This window comes from Nocardia sp. NPDC058658, from assembly GCF_042716665.1.
Taxonomy (GTDB): Bacteria; Actinomycetota; Actinomycetes; order Mycobacteriales; family Mycobacteriaceae; genus Nocardia.
In genome coordinates this window covers 230452-253629 of sequence record NZ_JBHXRR010000001.1, presented here as the reverse complement: position 1 = coordinate 253629, position 23178 = coordinate 230452, and the positions used below count along the sequence as shown (strand labels likewise).

General features: G+C 65.8%; 25 protein-coding genes. 19 read left to right on the top strand and 6 right to left on the bottom strand.

Annotated features, from left to right (window positions below; genetic code table 11):
- Window positions 1-21 precede the first annotated feature (21 nt).
- The 7 genes from ACFWUP_RS01300 (at window position 22) to ACFWUP_RS01270 (ending at window position 6655) form a co-directional block, all read left to right on the top strand.
- Complete coding sequence (locus ACFWUP_RS01300) at window positions 22-2061, top strand: hypothetical protein (protein ID WP_379229653.1); 2040 nt, start codon at window positions 22-24, stop codon at window positions 2059-2061.
- Window positions 2062-2258: 197 nt separating this feature from the next.
- Complete coding sequence (locus ACFWUP_RS01295) at window positions 2259-2561, top strand: urease subunit gamma (RefSeq protein ID WP_379229652.1); 303 nt, start codon at window positions 2259-2261, stop codon at window positions 2559-2561.
- The gene (gene ureB, locus ACFWUP_RS01290; RefSeq protein WP_379229651.1) at window positions 2558-2842 is read left to right on the top strand and encodes an urease subunit beta; all 285 of its coding nucleotides are present in this window, start codon (window positions 2558-2560) and stop codon (window positions 2840-2842) included. Before ACFWUP_RS01295 ends, ureB begins: the two co-directional genes overlap by 4 nt.
- Window positions 2839-4548: an urease subunit alpha gene (locus tag ACFWUP_RS01285; RefSeq protein ID WP_379229650.1), complete on the top strand. Its 1710-nt coding sequence runs from the start codon at window positions 2839-2841 to the stop codon at window positions 4546-4548. The genes ureB and ACFWUP_RS01285 overlap by 4 nt, the downstream gene beginning before the upstream one ends.
- Complete coding sequence (locus ACFWUP_RS01280; RefSeq protein WP_379229649.1) at window positions 4545-5207, top strand: urease accessory protein UreF; 663 nt, start codon at window positions 4545-4547, stop codon at window positions 5205-5207. The genes ACFWUP_RS01285 and ACFWUP_RS01280 overlap by 4 nt, the downstream gene beginning before the upstream one ends.
- Window positions 5200-5931: an urease accessory protein UreG gene (gene ureG / locus ACFWUP_RS01275; RefSeq protein WP_379229648.1), complete on the top strand. Its 732-nt coding sequence runs from the start codon at window positions 5200-5202 to the stop codon at window positions 5929-5931. The genes ACFWUP_RS01280 and ureG overlap by 8 nt, the downstream gene beginning before the upstream one ends.
- On the top strand, window positions 5903-6655 hold the full coding sequence (locus ACFWUP_RS01270) for an urease accessory protein UreD (RefSeq protein WP_379229647.1): 753 nt from the start codon (window positions 5903-5905) through the stop codon (window positions 6653-6655). Before ureG ends, ACFWUP_RS01270 begins: the two co-directional genes overlap by 29 nt.
- A gap of 24 nt (window positions 6656-6679) precedes the next feature.
- Here ACFWUP_RS01270 and ACFWUP_RS01265 read toward each other — a convergent pair whose 3' ends face one another.
- On the bottom strand, window positions 6680-7972 hold the full coding sequence (locus ACFWUP_RS01265) for a DUF1576 domain-containing protein (RefSeq protein WP_379229646.1): 1293 nt from the start codon (window positions 7970-7972) through the stop codon (window positions 6680-6682).
- Between the two features lie 220 nt (window positions 7973-8192).
- On the opposite strand from ACFWUP_RS01265, the gene ACFWUP_RS01260 reads away from it, so the two are divergent.
- From ACFWUP_RS01260 to ACFWUP_RS01250, 3 genes are read left to right on the top strand one after another with little or no spacing between them, the layout of a single operon-like run.
- On the top strand, window positions 8193-8366 hold the full coding sequence (locus ACFWUP_RS01260) for a hypothetical protein (RefSeq protein WP_379229645.1): 174 nt from the start codon (window positions 8193-8195) through the stop codon (window positions 8364-8366).
- Complete coding sequence (locus ACFWUP_RS01255; RefSeq protein ID WP_379229644.1) at window positions 8359-10014, top strand: alpha/beta hydrolase; 1656 nt, start codon at window positions 8359-8361, stop codon at window positions 10012-10014. Before ACFWUP_RS01260 ends, ACFWUP_RS01255 begins: the two co-directional genes overlap by 8 nt.
- Before the next feature lie 54 nt (window positions 10015-10068).
- A complete protein-coding gene (locus tag ACFWUP_RS01250; protein ID WP_379229643.1) occupies window positions 10069-10296 on the top strand; it encodes a hypothetical protein in 228 nt (75 codons plus the stop codon).
- Window positions 10297-10317: 21 nt separating this feature from the next.
- On the opposite strand, the gene ACFWUP_RS01245 is transcribed toward ACFWUP_RS01250, so the two are convergent.
- Window positions 10318-11682, bottom strand: coding sequence for a M20/M25/M40 family metallo-hydrolase (locus ACFWUP_RS01245; protein ID WP_379229642.1), 1365 nt, complete (start codon window positions 11680-11682; stop codon window positions 10318-10320).
- Window positions 11683-11815: 133 nt separating this feature from the next.
- Here ACFWUP_RS01245 and ACFWUP_RS01240 point away from each other — a divergent pair, with 133 nt between their 5' ends.
- Window positions 11816-12379, top strand: a complete 564-nt coding sequence (locus ACFWUP_RS01240) for a hypothetical protein (protein ID WP_379229641.1) — start codon at window positions 11816-11818, stop codon at window positions 12377-12379.
- Window positions 12380-12457: 78 nt separating this feature from the next.
- Here ACFWUP_RS01240 and ACFWUP_RS01235 read toward each other — a convergent pair whose 3' ends face one another.
- Complete coding sequence (locus ACFWUP_RS01235; protein WP_379229640.1) at window positions 12458-13789, bottom strand: MFS transporter; 1332 nt, start codon at window positions 13787-13789, stop codon at window positions 12458-12460.
- A 159-nt stretch (window positions 13790-13948) separates the two neighbouring features.
- Here ACFWUP_RS01235 and ACFWUP_RS01230 point away from each other — a divergent pair, with 159 nt between their 5' ends.
- From ACFWUP_RS01230 to ACFWUP_RS01215, 4 genes are all read left to right on the top strand, one after another.
- Complete coding sequence (locus tag ACFWUP_RS01230) at window positions 13949-15136, top strand: PucR family transcriptional regulator (RefSeq protein WP_379229639.1); 1188 nt, start codon at window positions 13949-13951, stop codon at window positions 15134-15136.
- 365 nt (window positions 15137-15501) lie between these two features.
- Window positions 15502-15807: a hypothetical protein gene (locus ACFWUP_RS01225; RefSeq protein ID WP_379229638.1), complete on the top strand. Its 306-nt coding sequence runs from the start codon at window positions 15502-15504 to the stop codon at window positions 15805-15807.
- Window positions 15797-16174 carry a hypothetical protein gene (locus ACFWUP_RS01220; protein ID WP_379229637.1) on the top strand — a complete coding sequence of 126 codons (378 nt, stop codon included), beginning with the start codon at window positions 15797-15799 and terminating at the stop codon, window positions 16172-16174. Before ACFWUP_RS01225 ends, ACFWUP_RS01220 begins: the two co-directional genes overlap by 11 nt.
- Window positions 16175-16215: 41 nt before the next feature.
- Window positions 16216-16815: a hypothetical protein gene (locus tag ACFWUP_RS01215; protein WP_379229636.1), complete on the top strand. Its 600-nt coding sequence runs from the start codon at window positions 16216-16218 to the stop codon at window positions 16813-16815.
- A 36-nt stretch (window positions 16816-16851) separates the two neighbouring features.
- On the opposite strand, the gene ACFWUP_RS01210 is transcribed toward ACFWUP_RS01215, so the two are convergent.
- A complete protein-coding gene (locus tag ACFWUP_RS01210) occupies window positions 16852-17505 on the bottom strand; it encodes a TetR/AcrR family transcriptional regulator (protein WP_379229635.1) in 654 nt (217 codons plus the stop codon).
- 81 nt (window positions 17506-17586) lie between these two features.
- On the opposite strand from ACFWUP_RS01210, the gene ACFWUP_RS01205 reads away from it, so the two are divergent.
- Window positions 17587-18114, top strand: a complete 528-nt coding sequence (locus ACFWUP_RS01205) for an ester cyclase (protein WP_379229634.1) — start codon at window positions 17587-17589, stop codon at window positions 18112-18114.
- 65 nt (window positions 18115-18179) lie between these two features.
- Here ACFWUP_RS01205 and ACFWUP_RS01200 read toward each other — a convergent pair whose 3' ends face one another.
- A complete protein-coding gene (locus ACFWUP_RS01200) occupies window positions 18180-18629 on the bottom strand; it encodes a MarR family winged helix-turn-helix transcriptional regulator (protein WP_379229633.1) in 450 nt (149 codons plus the stop codon).
- 57 nt (window positions 18630-18686) lie between these two features.
- On the opposite strand from ACFWUP_RS01200, the gene ACFWUP_RS01195 reads away from it, so the two are divergent.
- The 3 genes from ACFWUP_RS01195 to ACFWUP_RS01185 all read left to right on the top strand — a co-directional run bounded on the left by ACFWUP_RS01195 (window position 18687) and on the right by ACFWUP_RS01185 (window position 21411).
- Window positions 18687-19082 (top strand): hypothetical protein, encoded by a 396-nt coding sequence (locus tag ACFWUP_RS01195; RefSeq protein WP_379229632.1) that lies wholly within the window; start codon window positions 18687-18689, stop codon window positions 19080-19082.
- Window positions 19083-19135: 53 nt separating this feature from the next.
- Window positions 19136-19939 carry a HEAT repeat domain-containing protein gene (locus tag ACFWUP_RS01190; RefSeq protein ID WP_379229631.1) on the top strand — a complete coding sequence of 268 codons (804 nt, stop codon included), beginning with the start codon at window positions 19136-19138 and terminating at the stop codon, window positions 19937-19939.
- 122 nt (window positions 19940-20061) lie between these two features.
- Window positions 20062-21411: an amidase gene (locus ACFWUP_RS01185; protein ID WP_379229630.1), complete on the top strand. Its 1350-nt coding sequence runs from the start codon at window positions 20062-20064 to the stop codon at window positions 21409-21411.
- Here the strand turns inward: ACFWUP_RS01185 and murJ are convergent.
- Window positions 21406-23076 (bottom strand): murein biosynthesis integral membrane protein MurJ, encoded by a 1671-nt coding sequence (gene murJ / locus ACFWUP_RS01180; protein WP_379229629.1) that lies wholly within the window; start codon window positions 23074-23076, stop codon window positions 21406-21408. The two genes, ACFWUP_RS01185 and murJ, sit on opposite strands and share 6 nt — an antisense overlap.
- Window positions 23077-23178 lie beyond the last annotated feature (102 nt).

The window sequence follows — 23178 nt, the reverse complement described above, 5'->3', positions numbered from 1 at the left end:
GTCGGGGCGGAGGAGATCGCCGTGGCGGTCGAGATGGTTCTCGTCCCGCTCGAGACGTCGCTGGTCGCGGTCGACCGTGTCACCGGTCAGCAGCGGTGGCGTCGAGATCAGAAGATCGCCGATGCCGGTTCGTTCCGATACCGGATCCGTGGCGAGTTGATCGTGCTCTACGAGGGCAGGGCCGCATCCGATGACCCGATCTTGGTGGAAGTGATCGAGGCGGCCACCGGCCGCACCCGGTGGCAGGGGAGTTCCCATCGGGTGAATGTCTACGGCGACGCGGTGTACCAGACCGACTGCACGGGGTTGGGCACGCGGGATGTGCAGTGCACCACGATGCGTCGCGCTATCGGTGATGGAAAGCCGACGTGGCCGCACCCGGCGACCGGCACGCTCGGTGACGACGTGATCGGAAACTGGCACCAGCTGGCGCCACCGGAATCGGAGTATCTGCCTATCTGGTTGGGGCCATCGACCCCGGGTCCCAGTGATCGGCCCTGGGGTTTGGTTGCGGCAGCGACCGGCAGCGTTCTACCCGGACGCGGTCCAAGTCACGCCTGGTATGCGTTCGATGTCGGTGGCCGGTGTAACAATGCAGCCCAACAGGTTTCGAAGTTCATACGGTGGAGGACGGCTGTGGGGTTCGCCATTATCGCGGGCGCGATGTTCACATCGGTCATCGCGATTAGGGTAGTTACCGATGAAGGGTGGGGCGAGGGGTGGTCGTGCGTCGTGTTCGCGGCGTTCATGTGGCTGTTCGGCCTGCCCGCTCTTGATGAATGGTTCGCCCGTCCCAACGCTCGAACAAGTGCTCAGCCGACGGTCGTCCCCGTTCGTAGGGAGCCGACCGGGGATGCGGCCGCCGCTCTCGCTCGATTGACCGCCATGTTGACCGCCGACCCGTGGGTCGCGATGACGGCGGATCCTGTTGAGTTGATCCAGCGCCTCGGCCCGAACGGAATCGGACGCTTGGCGTGGGTCGACGGCGTCGACAGCATCGACGACCTACTGATCTCGCTCGCGTTGACCGACGGCTTCCCACCCGGAGTGTCCGACCAGCGGCTGCGCGCATCCCTTCGAGTCCTCGACTGGATCGACCCTGAGACAGGTGAAGTCGAGGAGATTCCCGATGACGCATGTCTCGATGAGGTCGCACTACAGCAGCTTCTGAGCGAGGTCGGGGCGTGCTGCCTCGAGTTCGGTACCGCAGCTGTGTTGCTCGGGGAGGTGGGTGAACGTGGTCTGGTATTCCTGTCGTACGAGCTGACCGATCAGTTCGAAAAACTGTCTGCGACAGCTGGATTAGCGGTCCAGCCGATAGGGGTCGAGCTGTGGCGACAGCGTGGCTGCCCGACGCAGCTTGCTGGTGAGACCGCAGATCTGATCGACGAGTTGGTCGATCTGTCCCTGTCTGGCGGTGAGTCGGCGCCGACTCGCTATGAAGACGAATGGTGTCCGCATCCATGGTGTTTCGCGCCCTGGCATGGCTTGCCCGCCACCTGGGCGATCCCCGCAAAGGAAGGCCATGAGGTAATTCTTTGTCCTGGGTCGACGTTCGTTGACGTGTTCACTCCGCCGACGGAACATGAACTGTGGCAATGGAGCGCCGCGAGGGAATACCGCAGGCGTGGCCGGACGGCGGTCCGTATCGGTGTCCGTCTGCTCGTTGTCGCCGTCGTTCTTGGATCCTTCGGTCTGCTCAACTGGGTGGCAACGGCCCGTGCGGCGGCCGTTACCGAGCGCCGCCGCGACTACGCGGCCTTTCTCGTCGTGATCGCGGCGAACGGATTCTTTTGGATTTCCGTGGCGATTGCTCCCGAGACAGACGCGTTGACAGAGTTTTGGAACATCCCCACGGTCGTGCTGGTCGCGACCACTGTCATCGGAACACTGCACTATCTTGTCGCCGATCTCTGTCATGCCTACCGCATAAAACGGACGCTCCGAACCCAGCCTCTCCCCGAACCCATGCTCGAGCCGCGCAGTTTGTCGGCGAGTTCGACGACCGTTGCGCCAGGCAGCACAGACGGTCGCCGATCCGCCGTTATCGACATCGCGTAGCCATATACCCCGACCTTCGAACACGACAGTGGCCGGAGATCGCCTCGGATATCGGCTCGTCGGGCGTTTCGCTCGTGAGGCGGAATATGGTCGGCCCACCAGTTGATAGAGTGGGAAACGCAATTTGTGTGTTGCTCGATCGTTTCGTGTGTTGTGTGAATCTCGGTGTCGGACTCCAGAGATCGGAACAGCTCGATATGCGACTGAATCCTTCGGATACGGAAAAGCTGCTGCTCAGCGTCGCGGGGATGGTCGCGCGCGACCGGCACCAGCGTGGCGTGAAACTCAACTATCCCGAGGCGGTGGCGTTGCTGTCGTGCTGGGCGATCGAACGCGCTCGCGACGGCAGGTCGGTGGCCGAGGTGATGAGCGCGGGTCGCCAGGTGCTCACTCGCGGCGATGTGATGGACGGTATCCCGGAGATGCTGGGCGACGTGCAGGTCGAAGCGACGTTCCGCGACGGTCGCAAGCTGGTCACCATCACCGAGCCGATCCGATGATCCCGGGCGAATACCGGTTCGGTGAGATCCCCTTGCCGGACGAGAGCGGTCGCGACCAACTCGACGTGGTGATGGTGAACACCGGGGATCGGCCGATCCAGATCGGCTCGCATCTGCACCTGCCCGAGGCAAACGCGGCGCTGGAGTTCGACCGCACCGTCACGGTCGGTTTCCATCTCGATATCCAGGCGGGCACCTCGATCCGATTCGAACCGGGGGTCAGCCGCAACGTGGCGTGCACCCGCTTCGGTGGCCGGGTGGGTCGGGAGATGATGCAGTGAACGCAATTTCACGGCATCGGTCGGCAGAATTGTTCGGGCCGACCACCGGCGATCAGATCCGGCTCGGCGACACCGATGTCTGGATCGAGGTCGAATCCGACCGCACCAACCGCTACGACGCGGTCGTCTTCGGCGGCGGCAAGACCATTCGCGACGGCATGGGCCAGGGGCGGGTCAGCCGGGAACAGGGCGCCCTGGATGTGGTGGTCACCAACGTTGTCGTGCTGGACCATTGGGGCATTGTCAAAGCCGATGTCGGGATCCGTGACGGGCGCATCGTCGCGGTCGGGCGCGCGGGCAACAGCGAGATCATGGACGGCATCGATGCGGGGATGGAGATCGGGCCGAGCACCGATGTCATCGCCGGGGAGGGCTGCATTCTGACCGCGGGCGCGGTGGACACCCATGTGCACTTCCTGTCCGAGGTCGAAGTTCGCGAGGGCATCGCGGCAGGCACGACCACCATGATCGGCGGCGGCGCCGGGCCGACGAAGGGCACGAAGGCGACCTCGGTGACGCCGGGTGCGTGGTCGTTGGCGATGATCCATCGCGCGCTGGACGAATTACCGGTCAACGTCCTGCTTTTCGGTAAGGGCAGCACCACCAGCACCGATGCGCTGCGGGAGGACGCGCTCGCCGGGGCCGGCGGCTACAAGATCCACGAGGACTGGGGATCGGCGCCACCGGTGATCGATGCGGCTTTGCGCGCGGCCGACGAGTTCGGTCTGCAGGTCGCCCTGCACAGCGACAGCCTCAACGAAACCGGGTACGTGCGCGAGACGATCGAGGCGATCGCCGGGCGCGGGATCCACGCGTTCCACTCCGAGGGCGCGGGCGGCGGCCACGCGCCCGACATCATGGTGTTGGCCGGTCAGCCCACTGTGCTTCCCGCGTCGACGAATCCGACGATGCCGTTCAGCGTCAACACCGTCGTGGAGCACCTGGACATGCTGATCGTGTGCCACGCGCTCAATCCGAAAGTGCCCGAGGATCTGGCGTTCGCCGAGTCACGCATCCGCGCCACGACCATGGCCGCCGAGGACGTCCTGCACGACATCGGCGCCATCTCGATCATGTCCACCGACGGTCAGGCGATGGGGCGCATCGGGGAGATGATCTGCCGCACCTGGCAGACCGCGCACGTGATGAAATCCCGCTTCGGACGCGGTGATTCGACGCTGCCCGCAGACAACGAGCGCGCCCGCCGCTATGTCGCCAAGTACACGATCTGCCCGGCGGTGGCGCACGGCATCGACCACGAGGTCGGGTCGGTGGAGGCTGGCAAGATGGCCGACCTGGTGCTGTGGAAACCGGCGTTCTTCGGGATCCGGCCCGAGGCGGTCATCAAGTCCGGTGCGGTGGTCGTCGCGCCGCTGGGCGACCCCGCCGCCTCGATCACCACACCTCAGCCGGTGCTGATGCGGCCCGGATTGGCCGCTCACGGTGCGGCGGCGGCATACCTGTCGACGACGTTCGTGGCGCCGATCGCCCTGGATACCGGCCTCGAGCAGCGGCTCGGTCTCACCCGCAGGCTGGCGGCGGTGCGTCCCACCCGCGACATCGGGAAGAAGGACCTGCCGCGAAACAACGCATTGCCGCGCATCGAGATCGACCCGGAAACCTTCATCGTGTCGATCGACGGAGATCCGGTGCCGCCGCAGCCCGCTGTCGCGCTTCCGCTCACCCAACGCTATCTCCTGTTTTGATCGGCGTAGTCGACCTGTTGCTGGCGGATGGGCGCCTGCCCGTGGGTGGTCACGCCCATTCCGCCGGGCTCGAACCGGCCTTGCGCGCGGCGATGCCACCGGCGCAGATCTCGGACTACCTGACCGCGCGCCTGCACACCGTGGGACGCGTGGAGGCCGCTACGGCGGTCCTTGCGCGGCGGGCAGCGCTCGGCGAGTTCACCGATCTCGATCAGATTCAAAGTGCGTATGCGGCAAGGACTTCCAGCTCGGCGCTGCGTGCGGCCTCGGTACAGCTGGGCCGGGGAATCGCCAGGCTCGCGCAGCAGTTGTGGCCCGCGGAACCCTCGGTGGCCGCATTCGCCACGATGGCGGCACCGTATCGCCCGGTCGCCTTCGGGGTGGTCGCGGCGGTCGCCGGACTCGATGACCTCCGAACCGCCCGCACCGCGCTCTACGACGATCTGCAGACCGCCGCCTGCGCCGCACCGAAGCTGATCGCCGTCGACCCGGTCGAGCCGGTGCGCTGGGTACTCGCACTGGCATCCACCGTCGAACGCATCGCCGACCTGGCCGTGACCGTCACCGGGTGTGCCGATCTGCCCGCGCTGACCGCACCACAGATCGAGCAGTGGTCCCTCGAACATGCGAACCGACACAGGAGGATTTTCCATGCTTGAAAACTCTGCCCCGGCAACACGTCCGTTGCGTTTGGGCGTGGCGGGGCCCGTCGGTACCGGCAAGAGCACGCTCATCGCCACCCTGTGCCGACGTTTGGCCGACGAGCTCGAGATGGCCGTGGTCACCAACGACATCTACACCGACGAGGACGCCCGGCTGCTGCGGGCCGCGGGGGTGTTGCCGGTGGAACGGATCGTCGCGGTGGAGACCGGCGCGTGCCCGCACACTGCGATCCGCGACGACGTGACCCCCAACCTGCTGGCGGTCGAGGATCTCGAAAGGCAGTTCGCGCCTTTGGATCTGGTGCTGGTCGAAAGTGGTGGCGACAACCTCACCGCGACGTTCAGCCCCGCCCTGGTCGACGCGCAGGTGTTCTGCATCGACGTCGCCGGTGGGGGAGACGTCGCCCGCAAAGGCGGTCCCGGCATCGAACGGGCGGATCTGCTCGTGGTCAACAAGACGGACCTGGGCCCGCACGTGGGGGTGGACCCGGATCAGATGGTGCGTGATGCCACCGCGGTGCGCGGCGGGTTGCCGGTGATCGCGTTGAGTCAGCGCGATCCGGCCAGTATCGACGAACTCGTCGACTGGGTGCGCACGGTACTGAGCGCACACCGCGGTGGCGGTTTGATCCCGGCGGATCCGGGTCCGATGGCGCCGCACTTCCACGCCGATGACGAGCCCGGCCACGTCCATGACCATCAGCACGCTCACCAGCACTGATACCGACTTCGCGCCGCAGCTGCCGACGCGGATCTCGGTGCAGCCCAGTGCAACCGGGGTCGTGGTCGAGGTGCTCGATCGAGGCGAGTTCCTGGCGCCGCGACTACTGAGCATCGATGGTCGACGGGTGCGGATCGCGCTGGTCGGCTGCTGTGCGATGCTCGTCGCGGGTGATCGGCTGGAGCTCGACATCGCGGTCGGCGCCGGTGTCGAACTCGAACTCGTCGAGCCCTCGGGCACCGTCGCCTACAACGCCCGCGGCGGGAACGCGAGCTGGACGGCCCAGGTGGCGGTCGCATGCGGTGGGGTATTGCGCTGGCAGGCAGCACCTTTGGTCATCGCCGAGGGCGCGGATCTCACCCGCTCCCTCACCATCGATTTGGCCGAGAACGCGCGTGCGGTGCTGTCGGAGGTCGTGGTGTTGGGGCGAAGTGGCGAGCCCGGTGGGGCGCTGCGTTCCACCCAGCACGTCACGTACGCCGCCGCACCCCTGCTGGTCGAGGAGCTGGACCTCACCGACCCCGAATTACGGTCTTGCCCCGGCATTCTGGGCGAGCACCGGGTTCTCGGAACCGTCGCGATATTCGGGCATCGGCCCGCCACACTGCCGAGTCCGACCGCCACCTACCTGGTCGGGCCGGGCGCGCTGGTTCGGGTGCTGAGCGATGCGGCCCATACGATCGAGCACGAGATGAACCACTGGTGGCAAGCCTGGCAACGGTGACTCGGGCACCGGACGACGCCCGAGTCAGGCCGCCGGTACCGGTTCGTCGGTGGTGCCGGGAGTGCGGCGCGGGTGGGCCAGGAACGCCGCGACCGGCGCCACCACCGCCGCGACCAGGCCGGCGGCGAATCCATTGCCGTAAAGGTTGAGCCCGACCACCAACACGCCGGTCACCTGAGCGGTCGAGGCGTGCAGGAATCCGGCAACCACCCCCCATTGCGGGCCGAACCGGCCCGAGATCGGTGCCAGACACGTGCCGAACAACGCGGCCCAGATCATGCCCGGATCGGTCAGCTCGAGCGGTTTGAGCAGCCCTGCCAGCACCACACCGACGACGATCGGAACGATGTTGAGCGCGTGCTTGCCGCAGGCACCGAACCCGATCACGCTGAGAATCCCCGCCACGACCGGACCGTTGAGCGGTGCGCCGATGACGAGCACATAGCCGGTGGCCAATGCGCCGATCACGGCGATGTTGAGCAGTACCGCTCCCGCACCGTAGTCGGCGAGGAAATCCGACGGTGCACGGCCGTCATTGCGCAGCAGCCGTGCGTAGGCCCCCCACGGCGAGCGGTCGCAGACGAACGCCGCGACCAGCATGGCAACCAGGCAGATCGTCAACAGGATGAGGATCGCGGTGTTGTGCCCGGAGGTCCACGCCATCTCCGGTTGCGGGCCGAGTCCGAAGGTCTGATAGACCGCCACGATCACCGCGCCGATGACCCCGGCGACGAACCCCATGTTGTACAGGCTGTATCCGGCGTGGGTATGGAACAGGCGCCGCGCGACCGGCGGCACCACGAAACCGATGAGCACCGACGTCGAGACGCCGAGCGCGATCCCGGCCCACACGGGAAGCGTTGTGGTGAAGGCCAGTACCGAGAAGATCGGCGACAGTGCGGTGGCGAAGAACGCCGTCGAAACATAGTCGGCGAACCGATCACCGCGAATCACGGCATACAGTGCGACACCCGCGATGATCGGCCAGATATTGAGCAGCGTCTTGCCGTACATGGCGGTGCCGAGCAGCAGCAGCAAGCAGGCCACCGCGTCCCCGTTCACCGGTGCGCCGGTGAGCCGAAACACCAGGCACGCCACCAACGTGACCAACCCCGCTTGGGCGAACGCGCCGCCGAGGCCGCCGACGCCGACGAAGTCGGTGATCACCAGATCGCGCGCGAACACGATATCGCCGATGCCGCGCACCACCTGTTCGGGTGTGTCGACGAGGAAACCGAACAGTATGAATGCCAGCGCCGTTGCCGTAATGATCAACGACAGCGTTTGTTGGTCACGTCGGCCGGTCGTCGAGTTCAACGAACTTCTCCTCGCTGTCGAGCAATTCGAGTCAATGCCGCGACAAACCGCGTAAGTCTTCGCAGCGATCAGAGGGCAATCGGTCATCGCGGGGAGATTCGATCGCGATGCTAGCGGATCCGGTGGCGCCTCCGGAGTGGACCGGGCGCATTCGGCGCGCCCTACTCGGCGGTGGTCACTGCCTGCACAGTCAGGTGATGAGACGCGACATTTCGTGCGAATGAGCCATCCGGTTCGCAGGCCGGGTGATATCGTCACGAATATTGCTATTCGGGCCTGCCTGCTCGGGTTTCGTTCGACAGGTTCATCTTTCGGCAACGATGTGGCATCCGTGATTGTCGGCGATGTTCAACGATTTGCCGGTGATCCGATTACAGAGGAACACCATGAATGACGTCGCAAGCAGTCGTGTTTCCGAGGCACCACGTCGGGGATTCTCCTTCGGTGGTGCGGTCGGCGTGCTGGTGTTGACCTGGCTGTCGTTGACGCCGTCGTTGTTGCCGCGCGGGCCGCTGTTCCAAGGCATTGTCACCGGCGCGGCAGCCGTACTCGGTTACGGACTCGGAGTAGCGGTCACCGCTGCGCTCGGATGGATGCTGGAACGTCGAATCGGGCCGACGCCGAAGGTGCTGCGTTGGGGTTTGACGGTAGTGGCGGTCCTCGGCACGATCGGAGTGCTGCTCTGGTATTCCGACTGGCAGAGCGAACTGCGTGCGCTGATGGGCGTGGAGGACCTGCCGTGGCACGCGTATCCGATCATCGTGGTGGTCGCCGTTGTCGTCTTCGCGATATTGCTCGCGGTCGTGCGTGTGTGTGCGGCGGCGGCTCGGTGGGTCGGTCGGCAATTGGGACGGGTGCTGCCCGCACGCGTTTCCGCGGTGGTGGGCGCGGTGGTGGTGGCGCTGATCTTGGTCGCGGCAGTCAACGGTGTGGTTGCCGAGGCCGGGATGTCGGTGCTCAATCAGTCGTTCAAGGCAGTCAACGAGCAGTCGCCGGACGACACTTCGGCGCCGACGCTGCCGCAGCGATCAGGCGGGCCGGGCTCGTTGGTGAGCTGGGATTCCCTGGGCAGGCAAGGGCGCATTTTCGTCAGCAACGGTCCGACCCCCGCCGACTTGACCGCGTTCAGCGGCAAACCCGCACCCGAGCCGATTCGCGTCTACACGGGTCTGGACTCCGCGGAGAACGTTCGCGCCGAAGCCGATCTCGCGGTCGCGGAGTTGCGGCGAGCCGGGGGATTCGACCGCGCCGTGCTCGGCGTGGCCACCACGACCGGCACCGGGTGGATCAACGAGTCGACCGCTTCCGCGCTGGAATACCTGGCCAACGGTGACAGTGCGCTGGTGAGCATGCAGTACTCCTTCCTGCCGAGTGCGCTGTCGTTCATCGTCGATCAGGAACGCGCACGCCAGGCCGGTCAAGCCCTGTTCGAAGCGGTGCACGCGGTGTGGGACACCCTGCCCGCCGACCAGCGGCCCAAGCTGGTCGTTTTCGGCGAGAGTCTCGGATCCTTCGGCGGTGAGGCCGCGTTCGCCAGCGTGCAGGACATCGCCGCGCGCACCGACGGCGCCCTGTTCGTCGGTCCGACCGGCCTCAACACCGTCTGGGGCGATGCCACCGCGCGCCGCGACCCGGGTTCGCCGGAAACGCTGCCGATCTATCGCGACGGACAGACCGTACGATTCGTCGCCGACGCTGCCGATCTGGCACGCCCCTCGGCCGCGTGGCCGAAGCCTCGGATGGTGTACCTCCAGCATGCCTCCGACCCCATCACGTGGTGGTCACCGCAGTTGCTGTTCCAGAAACCGGACTGGCTCGACGAGGAACGCGGCAGCGATGTCCTGCCCAGCACCCGCTGGATCCCCGTCGTGACGTTCCTCCAGGTCTCAGCGGACATGGCGGTCTCCACCGATGTTCCCGACGGCCACGGCCACACCTTCCACGGCGCTATCGCCGACGCCTGGGCGGCGATCCTCGAACCGCCGGAATGGACTCCGGCAGCTACTGAACGGCTTCGCGCAATTCTGCGCGGCGAAGGCTGAACGCGACGTCGACATGACTGATGACGGCGACGGAAACTATCGAGGAGACCTACGATGAATGCAGACGACAAACCCTCACTGCTGCATCGAGTATCGCCGACGCAATGGGTCGCACTCGGACTGAGCATCCTTGCGGTGATTTTCGTGCTGGAGAACCGCACCCACGTGTCGGTGGAGTTCCTGCTGATCACCCTCGGATCACCGATGTGGTTGATCCTGCTGGTGATGTTCGTGGTCGGCCTGATCACCGGTGTACTGCTGACCCGCCGCCGACACCGCTGACTGCTGTCGCCGACGAACCGCTCAGTGGCTACGACGCAGGACTGCCTCGTAGAAGCGGATGCCGTGTTCGAGGGCGTCGACGGAAAGCCGTTCATTGACGGAATGGAGCAGGCCACGGGCCTGTGCGTCGAGCTCGAACGGGTAGAAGCGGTAGACGTAGTCGCTGATCTGGGCGAGATGGCGCGCATCGCTGGCGCCGACGACGAGGAACGGGGAGATCACCGCGCCGGGAAACGTTTCGGCGACAGCCTCTTTGACGCGTTCGAACGCCGGACCGTCGGTGCGCGCCGCCGGGGTCGGTTCGGAGGCGTTGATGATCGTGAGCTCGATCTGCGGGTCGTCGATGACCTTGCGGACGCGGTCGACGGTGCCGGTGACGGTTTCGCCGGTGAGGATGCGGATGTTGAGCACCGCCGACGCGGATTCGGCCATGATGTTGGTGCCCTGGCTGCCTTCGAGCATCGTCGGCACCGCGGTGGTGCGGATCATCGCGTTCATCAGCGGCCCGGATCGTGGCATGAGGGTTGTGATCAGGCGCTGGAACCTGTCGGCGCGTGAGAGGACCGCGGCGAGGGGGCCGCTGGAGTGTTCGCCGATGATGGTGAGCATTTCCATGATCGGCGGGGTGATCTGGGCCGGAAAGTTGTAGTCACCCAGTTTCACCAGGGCGCGCGCGATGCGGGTCGTGGCCGGGTTCTTGCCGGGCATCGAGGCGTGACCACCGGGATCGACCGCGGTGAGTTGCAGGTCGAGCAACCCTTTTTCGGCCGTTCCGATCACGGCGACCTTCTCGTTGATCGGGAACAGATCCCCGGCCACGCCGCCGCCCTCGTCGATGACCAAGCCGGGCACGATCTGTTGCTCGCGGAAGTACTCCACCACGGTGGGGACGCCGATGCCCGCGACCTCCTCGTCGTGTCCGAACAGCAGATAGACATCGCGATCGGGTGTAAAGCCCTGGGCGAGAAGGTTTTCGACGGCATCACAAATGCAGACGAGCGGGCCCTTGTCGTCGATGGCGCCGCGACCCCAGATCACCCCGTCCGCGACAGCGCCGGAAAACGGCGGGTGGGTCCAGCTGTCCAGGTCGCCGGGGGCGACGACGTCCTGATGGGCCATGAGCACGATCGGGTCGGCGCTCGACCCGCTGTCCCAGTGGTAGACCAGGGTGTGGTCGGCGAAGATCTGCCGGCGCAATTTCGCGGTGATCAGCGGGTAGAGGGACTCGAGAGTCTCACGGAAGATCGCGAATTGCGCCCAGTCGGTGTCCTTCGCGTCCTGTGTGGTGACGGTCGGGATCTGCAGCAAGGTGGAGAGGCGCTTGACCGCGCCGTCCAGGTCGATGGTGCCCTCCGGCATGCCGCTGTCCTCTCCCGAGAAATGCACCTGCGGTGTGTCGATCCAGCTTCACAGCGTATACCTCTTCATCGCCTCCACCAGGCAGGATGGCTGGGCAAACAGTCCGAGGATTTCGCGGTTGCGGGCCCGGTCGGGGCGCTGTCGTTCTAGGGTGCTGATCATGTCGAAGGTGGGGACGTCCGGGGAGGTCGAGACGCCACGAGCGTGGCGACGGGCGATGTGGGCGACAACGGTGGTGGCCTGTCTCGGGATCGCGGTGCTGCTGTTCGAGGTGGTCACTGACTTCGATCTGCTCGCACTGTTGGTAGCTGGCGTACTGCTGCTCGTTGCCGGGGTGGCGTGGATGGTGCTCGGCCCGATCGGCTGTGCCAAGTATCGGGAGTATCTGGCGGTCGCCGCCGCTCCGATCGTGGTGGGTCTCGGTCTCGGACTGGCGTTTTCCGGGTTGCCGGACCGACTCGCCTGGCGGCTGTCGGAGGGGTCGATGACGCGGGCCGCACAGGAATGTTCGGACAGGGGTGGCTGGTTCGGTGTCATGCGCGTCGACAACGTCTATCGGACCGACGGTGGGTGCGTGTTCGCGATCTACGCCACCGACGGCGGCGTGGCCTACTTCGCTCCCGGAACAGCGCCACCGGACGGCCCACCGCAGCCCTACAGTCACGTGTACGAGCCGTTCGCCCCGAACTGGTATCGGTTCAGCACGCCGATCATGCACGACTGACCGGGCGACTGAATCGGCGAAATCCCCTGGGCGCGTTGGGCTCCAGGGGAATCGTCGTGGTACGTCAGGGCTGTCGGGTCAGTTCACGCGGCCGTCCTGCTCGTGCATACCGGCGAGCAGCCGAATGCAGATCACGGCCAGGATGGACAGCCCGATCAGCATCAGCGACAGAGCGGTCGTCGAGCCGGTGCGGTCGAGCAGTTCGACAGCGATCAGCGGTGTCGCGGCGCCGCCGATCACCGATCCCAGCTGATAGCCGAGCGACGCACCGCTGTAGCGGAGTTCCGGCGGGAACAGTTCGCCGAAGAACGCGGCCAGCGGCCCGTACATCATGGTCAGAAAGGTCGATCCCACGGCGAGACCGAGCGTCATGCCGAGGAAGGTCTTGGTGTCGATCAGCGTGAAGAAGGGGAAGGCCCACAGCGCGGTGAGTACCGCGCCCGCAGTGTAGAGCGGTCGACGTCCGATCCGGTCCGACAAGGCCGCGAACAACGGGATACACACGAGCAACAGCAGCGTCGACAGGCTGAGCGGCAGCAGCACATCGGCCATCTTCAGCTTCAGGGTCCGCGTCCCGTAGTCGAGCATGAAGGTGATGTAGAGGTAGAAGGTCGCGTTGACCACGATAAACGCGCCACCGGCCAGCAGCACTCGCTGCCAGTGGTTGCGCAGCACCTCGATGATCGGCGACTTGCTGATCGACGGCTCGGTCGCGGCCTTCTCGGCCGAGGCGCGCTGCAGGTTCTGGAAGGCGGGGGTTTCCTCCAGGCGGTGATGGACATAGAGGACGACGCCGACGAACAAGATGCTGATCACGAACGGAATTCGCCACCCGTAGCTGGCGAACGCCTCGGCGCCGAGGGAGACCGAGAGGAAGAAGTACGCCGACACACCGAGCAGGACGCCGATGGGGACGCCGAGCTGGGCGAAGCTTCCGTAGAACCCGCGTTTGTTCGCGGGCGCGGATTCGGTCGCCATCAACGCCGCGCCACCCCACTGGCCGCCCACCGCGAGACCCTGCGCGAACCGGAGCACCGTCAACGCGATCGGCGCCGCGATACCGATGCTGGCGTAGGTCGGCAGCAGACCGATCAGCGCACTGGCGACCGCCATCAGTCCCAGCGCGGCGACGAACGCCTTCTTTCGACCGACTCTGTCGCCGAAATGCCCCCAGATGATGCCGCCGACCGGCCGCGCGATGAAACCGATGCCGAAGATGCCGAAGGAGGCGAGCACCGCGGTGACGGGGTCGGTGCTGGGAAAGAACAGCTTGGGGAAGACCAACGCGGCCGCGGTACCGAAAAGGAAGAAGTCGAACCACTCGACACTGGCACCCACCAGGCTGACCAAAGCGACTTTGCGTACATCGGCCTCGCTCACGGTAGCTGGGCGCCCAGGGCTGATCGTCATAGCCCGTCTCCTTCGACTGCGTGCATCCACCCTGGGCGGATGCGGTTCCACTGATACCGCTGGAACGCTAGATTCTGCGGTCGCGCAGGTCAGTGGTCGCCGCGACACCGTAGGCGGCCCCGCAGTGTCGCCCGTCACACTCACGGATAAACTGGGCGGATGCTCAGCGCTGTCAGTTCCACGGATTCGGCCCTGGTGCAGGAGGTCGTCAGAAGAGTGCGGCACGATCTGCCCGCGATGGCCGATCGCGTCACCAGCCAGATGTTCGCCGAGGTGCCGTTCTACCGAACCGGTGGGGCGGGTGAGCACGCGGAGGTTCGGGCGCGTTTGCTGCTCAATCTCGAGGCAGCCCTCGCGGCGTTGCTCGGCGCCAGACACGCCCCGCAGGCGCCCGCGGAGACCGGGCGCTTACGGGCAAGACAGAATGCGCCGCTCGCCGACGTGCTGTGCGCCTATCGGCTCGGTTACCTGGCGATGTCGACGGCGCTCGTGGATGCCGGTGCGCAGATCCCGGTCGTGCCTGCCGCGGTCATCATCGAACTCATGCAGTCGGTGTTCCGCAATCACAGCCTCGACGCCGACGCGATGGTCGACGCCTACCGTGAGGAGGCGGATTACCTGCTGTCGCAGCGCGAGCGGGAGCGCGCCGCACTCGTCGACGTACTCCTGTCGGACGATCCGGGGTCGGCGATGCTGATCGATGTGGCACGCGCGCTTCGTCTCCCGATGGACGGGTCGTTCCTCGTTATCGCCACCGCGAGCGACCGTGGCCAGGACCCGATGCCACGGCTCGGGTCGGCGCTGGCGGCGATCGACGTGACGATGGTCTGGCGCGTCCGTTACGACACCGCCGTCGGCGTGCTCTCGATGCACCACCCCGCCCGCGCCGACCTGGCGATAAGCGTGCTGCGCAGACATGCGAGCGGTCCGGTCGGCATCAGCCCCGCCTTCGGGTCGCTGCGACAGACCGCCTGGGCACTCGACCTGGCCGAACTGGTGCGTGACGGTCTGCACGGCAGCCAGACCGTCGAACAATTCGAGAACACCCCGTTGAACATGCTCGTCGCCGGTGGCCGCGACGTCACGCGCGAGACTGCGCGAACCGTTCTCGGCGGGTTGCTCGACGCACCCGACGAGACACAGCAGACGTTGCTGCACACGCTGCAGATGTGGGTCACGTCGGCAGGTTCGGCGGATCGCACCGCCGAACGACTGCACTGCCACCCCAACACCGTGCGCAAGAGGTTGCGCCGACTCGAGGAACTCACCGGCCGCAATCTGAGTGAGCCGGGCGGAATCGCGGAGCTCGTCACCGCAAGCCACGCCTGGGCGCAACTCCGTCACTGAACGCCGTCCCGTTCTTTCCTGCATCTGGTTCTGATGAAAACCGCTGGGGGCCTGCGGGTTTCCGGTATCTATGTCTTCAGGTCGTCTTGGCCGACGGTAAGGTCCGAGAAGTGTCGACGATACGGGAACTGATCGCGATTCGACGATGGCGGATCGTGTTCGTATTCGGCAGCGCTGTGGCCACTTTCCGTCGGGGACGAACCCGCCCAGTCCCTCGCAACAGCGAGAGAGTCGCATCTTCTATAAGCCGTTCGACGGTGAGTGGTTCCGGTTCGAGGACGCGGGCGGGTACATCGACCGAAACGGGTGACAGCGCGCCTCGCTACCGCTCGTTCGTGTCGGTGGGTGTGGTTAGGGTCGGTGGCGTGTCTGTGAATGTCGGTGTCTTCGTGGAGATCTCCGGGTTGCGTGACGATCGGGAGCAGGTGGGGATGACCGCGCTGTTGACCGAGGTCGTGCGGGCGGAGGGGATGGAATACGAAGTGTTCGTGAGTATGTGGGGTGAGGGGTCGGATCTGGCCGTGCGCGCCGATTCCGGCGAGCACAAGGTGATCTTCAGCGGGTTCTTTCGCTGGCAGCCGGCCTTCGAGGAGCGGCTGACGGCGCGGGCTACGCAGTTGGTCCCGCACGCTCGGGTGCGGTTCGGTTGGGAGTACGAAGATGAGTTCTGATCCACGTCCGAACGAGGACCGGCTCCCAGATCCGGTGCCGGTCGTACACCGCAATCTCGATGTGCGCGTGGGCGGATGGGAGCTGACGACACTGACCCGCGACCACCTCGAGTACTGGGTGGGCTGTATCCCCGCGCAACACGGGAACACCTTCATGGTGGTCTCGCGTCAGGATCAGCCCGGATTCATTCAGACCTACCGCAACGGTCCCAACAACTACGATCTCGAGTTGTCCACCGCGCCACCAGAGATCGGCCGCACTGTCGTCGGTGACGAGGCACAGATCGTGGAGGTCCTGTGGGCGTGGCTGGAAGGTGATTCCGCGACGGTTGCCGCCTTGGACTGGGAACCCGCCGGTCAACTGTGACCGGCACGGTCCGGGTTCCGAAACCTGGATAGTGTGGGCGCATGACTACGGTGGGGGAGATTCAGCGACAGGCGCGACGACGTCCACAATCTTCCGGGTCGTGGACGTCGACGATGTGCGTGCTGTGCGTCGTCACGTGGTTCGCCGCCGTGACGATGGTGATCACCCAAGCCGTTAGTCCGAATTTGCTGGTCGTGTTTTACGGGATGGCGACAATCCTTGCAGCGGGCATAGTTTGGCTGTTCATGGCGTTGTTCGGCGTGATCAAGTACCAGGCGTTCGCGGTGTCGTCGATCCTGCCGGTTATCGTCGGGCTGACGTTCGTGGTGGGTGAGCAGCGATTTCCGGAACGGGCGGCGTGGAGAGTGTCGAAGGGGGCGCTGATAGACGCGGCGCCGCAGTGCGTCGAGCACACCCAGCCGCAGTGGATCGGCGTGTACTACGTCGAGTCGATGCACCGAAGTCGTGACGGTGCCTGCCTGTTCCAAATCGGCGACGGCATCGGGTCGAATGGATTCGCCTATTTCGCGCCAGGCACGGTGGTACCCGAGCGAAACCAATCCGAGGGTGCGACTTACTACATCCCGTTCGATCTCCCGTCCGACGGGTCCTGGCGCAGGTACGACTACAACTACTTCTGACGGCTGTGGGTACTTCTGACGGCTGTGGGTCGGTGCTCAGCCCGGAGGGTTCGGGGCGAGGAGGGATTCGGTGGTGGCGGTGTAGAGCCACTGCTGGTATTTGTCCCAGTCCCAGCCGCGGCGGTTGATCAGTCGATCGGCGAGTTCGGGGGCGGTGAGGGCCCACAGGATGTCGGCGGCGTCGGCGGGGGTGAGGCCGGGGCGCAGGCCGAAGCGGCTGTGGAGGTGGTTGGCGAGGTGGTTGGCGCCGAAGTTGCGTTCGTTCTCGGTGGTGTCGGTGAAGGCGCGTAGGTCGGGGTCGCCGGTCGCGGCCTGAGCCAGTGCCATCGAGACCAAGGGGAGCACGCGATGGGCGATGGTGCGGCCGATGGCGGTGTAGTGGGCGAGGCATTCGGTGGCGGTCTCGGCGGCGTGCATCGCCCGGAACTCGGGGCGGTCGATCATGGGGACGGGTTCGTCGTCGCCGGCGAGCATCGTGTCGTACACAGTCTTGAGCAGGGCGGGTTTGTTGCCGACGGTGTTGTAGATCGTCTGCACGCTGACCTGGGCGGATCGGGAGATGGCCGAGACCGTGGTGCCGAGGTAGCCGTGCTCGAGGAACAGGTCGCGGGCGGCGTCGATGATGCGGGCGCGGGCGAGGGCGGTCTGCTGGGTGCGCAGGGCCGTCGAGTATCGACGCTTTTCGGTCACCAGATCTCCTGAACCATTTTGGATGGAGCGCCGTTCTAACTAATAGAACTTCATTCATTCTAATCCTGGAAGGCGACCAACATGGCACGTGAGTACGGCGACATCGCAGACCTGGCGGTGCGGTCGATGCAGATCATGGCGACCGGCGAACCGTCTGATTTCGAGAAGCTGATCCACCCGGAGGCGGTCAACAGGGAAGGGGCGACGGAGCCGCCGGCGTGCCGAGGGCTCGGACCGGACGCGTTCTACGCCACCGCGTTGTGGTTGCGGCAAGCGTTCGAGGACCTCGCCTGGGACGTGCACACGGTCGTGACCGAGGGCGACACCGTCGTCGCGCATACCACGATGTCGGGCCACCAGATCGGGCCGTTCGTCGCCTATGACGCGGAAGGTGCTGTCGCGCAGGCATTCCCCGCCACCGGCAATCGGTTCGCGATCACCCAGACACACTGGATCCGGGTGGTCGACGGCATGGTCGTCGAGCACTGGGCCAACCGGGACGATCTCGGGATGTCGGTCCAGCTGGGCTGGAATCCGCCGACACCGCGCTACCTGCTGCGGATGCGCCGCGCGACCAAGCAGGCCCGGCGAGCAGAGGCTGCGGGATAGGTCACGCGCACTTGACCTGGCGAAATCCCCTGGGAACCGAAAATTTCCAGGGGATCACGCGGGTGCTAGGTGTTGCATGAGGGGTCGTGCGCGGCGAAAAGTCGAGACAGCGACGACTTCATCGCTTGCTGACCTGTGGGGCTCAATGCAGCGAGGAACTCCTCCTGAACCTGCTCCAGTTCGGTGAAAGCGTCTGTCAGGGTTTGCAATCCGAGTTCGGTGGGGACCACAACCTGTCGGCGCCGGTCGTCTCCGCGTTCGCGCACGGCCATGCCGAGTCGTTCCAATCGGTCGATCACGCCGACCATGGTGGTGCGGTCCAGACCTGTTGCCCGGGACAACTCCTGTTGGGAGTGGGCGCCGGTGCCGGCATAGGCGAGCGTGCGAAAGTCTTTGCCGCGCAGGCCATGGCGGTCCAGCGACTGTTCCACAGCATCGCGGGCGGCTTCGCCGACCCGGAACAACAGGAAGATCGGCGCCTGGGTGATCCGCTCTACTGGATTCGACTCTCGCATGGAGTCATTGTAGTCACGTACACTGATCGTCAGTACTGCTGATGATTGGAGTCTGCAATGTCTACCGATAGAGCCGTCAAGACAGCCCTCGTCGTGCTCGGTGTGATCACGATGACGCCGGTGCTCGCCCTGGTGAGCCCGGCTGCCCTCGAGTACTACGGGCTGACCCAGCTGAGCCCGATGGAAACCGCCTTGTTGCGACACCGTGGCGTGATGCAGGCCGTGCTGGGTGCCGCGCTGGTGTGGGCGGCGTTCGTTCCGGCGGTCCAGGTGCCGGTCGCGGTGGCCGCGATCACCACCAAGACGGCGAATCTTGTTCTGACCCTGTCGGATCCGGTTGCCCGACCGGATGCACCGCTGTTCAGCACGGTATTCGACACTCTGGCAGTGTTGATACTGATCGGGCTCGTCGCGTTCCGTCTGCGGCCCGCTCCGAGTCGCGCGATGGTCTGACGGGCAGCACAACGGTGTCTTCGGAGCAGATCGTCACCAGGTACCGTTGGGCGGTGAACCCAGCTGACGTGCGACTCCTCAAAGATGGTGACCTCGAGACCCGCGAGGAGAACCTGCGGCAACTGCTCGCGCAGGCCGAGGACGGCGACACAGCTGCCAAAGAAACATTGCGCGCGCTCGTGCGCGACTATCCCGACTACCACCGGTCGCTCTACAGCCGGGCGTTGAACCGCGCGGAGGTTTTCGGCGACGACACCCTGCGCGAACCTCTGCTCGCGTCACTCGCCGATACCCGCTACAACTGTCAGGCCTGGGCCGCGATGGGCTGCGCGGCCCTCGGCATCCGCGACGCGGTCCCCGGTCTCGTCGCGATGCTGGACCACCCGCAGGACATCGCCCGCGACCAGGCGGTGATCGCCCTCGGCGCGCTCGGCGACGAATCGGTCGTCCCGGCCCTCGCGCCCCTCCTGCAGGACCCGATCAGTGGAATGCGCGAACGCGCAGCCGAAGCCCTCGGCATGATCGGCGGCGACGCGGCCCTGGCCGCCCTCTGGGACGAATTCGAGAACCGCCGCTACTACCGCATCGGCTACATCGCCAGTGCACTGTCCGAATTCGCCCCCGACATCATCCCGAGACTGATCGAGGCCGCCTCGAGCGACGACCCGGACAAGCGATACTGGGCAGCCGTCGCACTCGGATCGACCGGCGACGACGGCGCTGTCCCGACCCTGGAACGGTTGATGGCCAACGACCGCGGATCGACCGTCTTCGACGGGATGGTGAGTGTCGCCGCGAAGAAAGGCCTGCGTACTCTCCGCCGCATCCAAGCCGCGATCGCCGCCCGGGAATCCTGATCGTTCACGAGCGGCCGCTCAACCAGTTCCGGTAGCGGCGGAGCGCCCCGCCCAAGGATTGCCTCGTCCAGAAGACGTTGCCGAAAACCTCAGTCCCGATAGGACTTCCGGTTACCGTCGGCATGGTGATCGGTTGGACGGCAGTAGAGATCGCGGCTGCGGTCAGGGCGGGCGAGGTTTCGCCGGTCGAGGTGGCGGAGGCGGCGCTCGCGCGCATCGAGGCAGATGTGTCGGTCAACGCCTTCTGCGCGGTGCGTCGGGAGCAGGTGCGCGCGGAAGTGGCGGCGTTGGCGCGGCGGCCCGACCTGGCGCTGCTCCCGTTGGCCGGGGTCCCGGTGGGGATCAAGGACCACGTCGATGTCGCGGGGTACCCGACCCGACACGGGACTGCCGCAACATCCGACGAGCCAGTCGAAGTTGACGACGAACTCGTCCGCAGGTTGCGTGCGGCGGGCGCGCTGGTGATCGGCAAGACCACTCTGCCGGAGCTGTGTCAGGGGCCGTTCACCGAAAGCGCCGCGTTCGGGGTCACTCGCAATCCGTGGAATCCGACCTACACGTCCGGCGGGTCGAGCGGCGGTTCCGCAGCAGCAGTCGCGGCCGGGATGGTGCCCTTGGCGCTCGCGTCCGGCGGCGGCGGGTCGATCCGGATTCCGGCTTCGTGCTGCGGTGTTGTCGGTCTGAAGCCGGGGCCTGGGCTGGTGCCGCGCACGGGGCCGGGCTGGCGCGGAATGTCGGAGCTGGGCCCGATCGCGACCACAGTCGCCGACGCAGCTCTGATGCTCGACGTGCTCGCCGCCACCGACTGTTACCGGAATTCGATGACTGTTCCGGATCGGGCGCTTCGCGTCGGTGTAACCGCAGTTCCGCCGATACGCGGAGTGCGCGTCGACCCGCAGGTTCGCACGGCACTCGAGGCGGTGGCGCAGACCCTGCGAGATGCCGGTCACTCAGTGGACACCGTGACGCCGCCCTGGCGAATCAGCGACCACCCCCGATACATCGCCCGCTATTTCGCCGGATCCGCCGATGACGCAGACGGATTCACTCTTCGATCGCTGGAGCGGCGCACCAGCGCGATAGTCCGGACCGGGCGAATACTGCGGCGGTTGCCCGTCGCCCGAGACAAAGTTCCTGCCGGGACCGCCGCGCGTTTCGCGGCGTGGTTCGCCGACTACGACGTCCTCATCACGCCGACATTGGCCGCTCCACCTCCACGTGCGGGTGGCTGGGCGAACGCCGGAATGATCCGCACTCATCTAGCCGCGAGCAGGCTCATTCCATTCCTGTTGCCGTTCAACCTAGTTCGGTACCCGGTGGTAACGGTGCCAGCAGGGCGGACTGTGGAAGGTCTACCCATCGGTGTTCAGGTTGCTGCCGCGCCCGGTGGCGAAGGATTGTTGCTTGCTGTCGCGGCTCAACTCGAGCGGATCCGGCCATGGCCACGGTCATGCGGGGCAGCGTTGTCATGATCGCAGCAGCAGGGAGCGGGCTGAGCTGACCTCGGGAATGCCTATCAGTCGTGCCGCGAGCAGGAAAACGGCGGCGCCGACCGCGGCTCCTGCGGTCACAGTGGCGAGGTGTTGGATGGTTGGCGGGTCGATCATCGAACGGAGGAGGGCGATGACCGCAAGGCCCGCGGCTCCGGCGAAAGCGGTCGCCCAGACGACTCGATGAGCGGTAGCGGCAACTGCGGAGAATCCGAGCAGGCCGTAGCGGCGGCGCAGCAGAACGTAACCGGCTACCGCTCCGACAATATAGGCGAATGAGCTTGCGACGCTAAGCATCACGATCACAGCGTGGTCGGACAGGACTGTCGCACCGATCGTCAGGGTCGTCACTTTGGTGAGGACCATGGCTACGTTGATGACCGTCGGGGTGCGAGTGTCGTTGTAGGCGTAGAACACTCGCATCTGCAGCATGACGAGCGCGAACGGTGCCAGACCGAATGCCGAACAGGCCACCGCGGTGCCGATCAACCGCGCCGCCTCGGGATCGACCCGGCCGGTGAAGACGAGCGCGGCGAATCCCGGGCCGAGCAGCGTCATCGCCATGGTCACCGGGATCAGCGCCGCGGACAGAAAGCGTGCTCCTCGCGACAGATCAGCGAGCACGGAGGCGTGGTCGCCGAGAGCTGCGGCACGGGAGATTCGTGGCATCAAGACGGTCAGTACCGACGCGGCGAGAATCCCGTACGGCACCTGGAACAGCAGTTCGGCGTAGGTGTAGATGGACACGCCACCGTGGTCGAAGGCGACGCGCATCGTGATCGCGACCCCGATCTGGCTGATCGCCGCATAGACGAGCAGCCAACCCAGGATCGGCAGGCCGGAGCGGACCGGACGCCAGGTGTAGGGCAGCGGTCGCACGCGCCAGCTCCACGCGAATCCGTTGCGTCGCAACGCCATCACCACCCACGCGGTCTGTCCGGCGATCCCCACGGTGGTGCCGACTCCGATGGTCAGCAGTTGGGCGGTGGTGATGGAAGTGGGCGTCAGCGTGACCGGACCCGGGAGGAGAACGAATACGCCGCAGGTCGTCAACACGATCAGATTGTTGATCACGGGTGCCCATCCCGCGGTGGCGAAACTGTCACGGACATTCAGTACCGCGCTGACCACAACAGCTACGCCGTAGAAGAAGATCTGTGGCAGCAGTAGATACGCCAACCAGGTCGCCAGCTGACGCTGGTCGGAGTCCGCGACGAACACCCGGACAATCAGTGGCGCGCAGGCAACGGTGAGCGCGGTGACCGCCGCCAAGACCACCACGGCCGCCACCATCACACGCTGGGTGAACTCACGAGATCGCTTGCGCCCCTGACGTCGGGCCCTGGTCAACAACGGGACGACGGCACTGGCCAGAACACTGCCCAGCAGCAGCTCGTAGAGCATGTTCGGCATATTGTTCGCCCCGTTGTACGCGTCACCGACTGCCGCGGTTCCGAGCACCGCGGCCAAGACGATCGTGCGAATGAAGCCCGTCAGCCTGCTGACCACTCCCGCGATGGCAACCTGCCTGCCCGCATGGGCGAGGCCATCCGTGCCGATCCCTTTGAGCTCGATGGATTCGGCAGCGCGTCGCGGTGACCGCTGAACTGGCAGTGGCTGAGTCGCGAAGCTGCCGTAGTCGTGCACGTTGTTCCCCCTCCGGACAGGTACCTGGTTCCGACCTGATCCAGGCTACGGACGAAGAACCCGTACTCGCGGAAACCGTGTCCTGGGACCGGGCCCTACTTC

Bases quoted from the DNA above. Each gene is read 5' to 3' on its own strand.
- ACFWUP_RS01295 (WP_379229652.1), top strand. From the start codon at position 2,259: ATGCGACTGAATCCTTCGGATACGGAAAAGCTGCTGCTCAGCGTCGCG.
- ureB (WP_379229651.1), top strand. From the start codon at position 2,558: ATGATCCCGGGCGAATACCGGTTCGGTGAGATCCCCTTGCCGGACGAG.
- ureG (WP_379229648.1), top strand. From the start codon at position 5,200: ATGCTTGAAAACTCTGCCCCGGCAACACGTCCGTTGCGTTTGGGCGTG.
- ACFWUP_RS01270 (WP_379229647.1), top strand. From the start codon at position 5,903: ATGACCATCAGCACGCTCACCAGCACTGATACCGACTTCGCGCCGCAG.
- ACFWUP_RS01260 (WP_379229645.1), top strand. From the start codon at position 8,193: ATGAGCCATCCGGTTCGCAGGCCGGGTGATATCGTCACGAATATTGCT.
- ACFWUP_RS01255 (WP_379229644.1), top strand. From the start codon at position 8,359: ATGAATGACGTCGCAAGCAGTCGTGTTTCCGAGGCACCACGTCGGGGA.
- ACFWUP_RS01250 (WP_379229643.1), top strand. From the start codon at position 10,069: ATGAATGCAGACGACAAACCCTCACTGCTGCATCGAGTATCGCCGACG.
- ACFWUP_RS01240 (WP_379229641.1), top strand. From the start codon at position 11,816: ATGTCGAAGGTGGGGACGTCCGGGGAGGTCGAGACGCCACGAGCGTGG.
- ACFWUP_RS01235 (WP_379229640.1), bottom strand. From the start codon at position 13,789: ATGACGATCAGCCCTGGGCGCCCAGCTACCGTGAGCGAGGCCGATGTA.
- ACFWUP_RS01230 (WP_379229639.1), top strand. From the start codon at position 13,949: ATGCTCAGCGCTGTCAGTTCCACGGATTCGGCCCTGGTGCAGGAGGTC.
- ACFWUP_RS01220 (WP_379229637.1), top strand. From the start codon at position 15,797: ATGAGTTCTGATCCACGTCCGAACGAGGACCGGCTCCCAGATCCGGTG.
- ACFWUP_RS01215 (WP_379229636.1), top strand. From the start codon at position 16,216: ATGACTACGGTGGGGGAGATTCAGCGACAGGCGCGACGACGTCCACAA.
- ACFWUP_RS01205 (WP_379229634.1), top strand. From the start codon at position 17,587: ATGGCACGTGAGTACGGCGACATCGCAGACCTGGCGGTGCGGTCGATG.
- ACFWUP_RS01200 (WP_379229633.1), bottom strand. From the start codon at position 18,629: ATGCGAGAGTCGAATCCAGTAGAGCGGATCACCCAGGCGCCGATCTTC.
- ACFWUP_RS01195 (WP_379229632.1), top strand. From the start codon at position 18,687: ATGTCTACCGATAGAGCCGTCAAGACAGCCCTCGTCGTGCTCGGTGTG.
- ACFWUP_RS01185 (WP_379229630.1), top strand. From the start codon at position 20,062: ATGGTGATCGGTTGGACGGCAGTAGAGATCGCGGCTGCGGTCAGGGCG.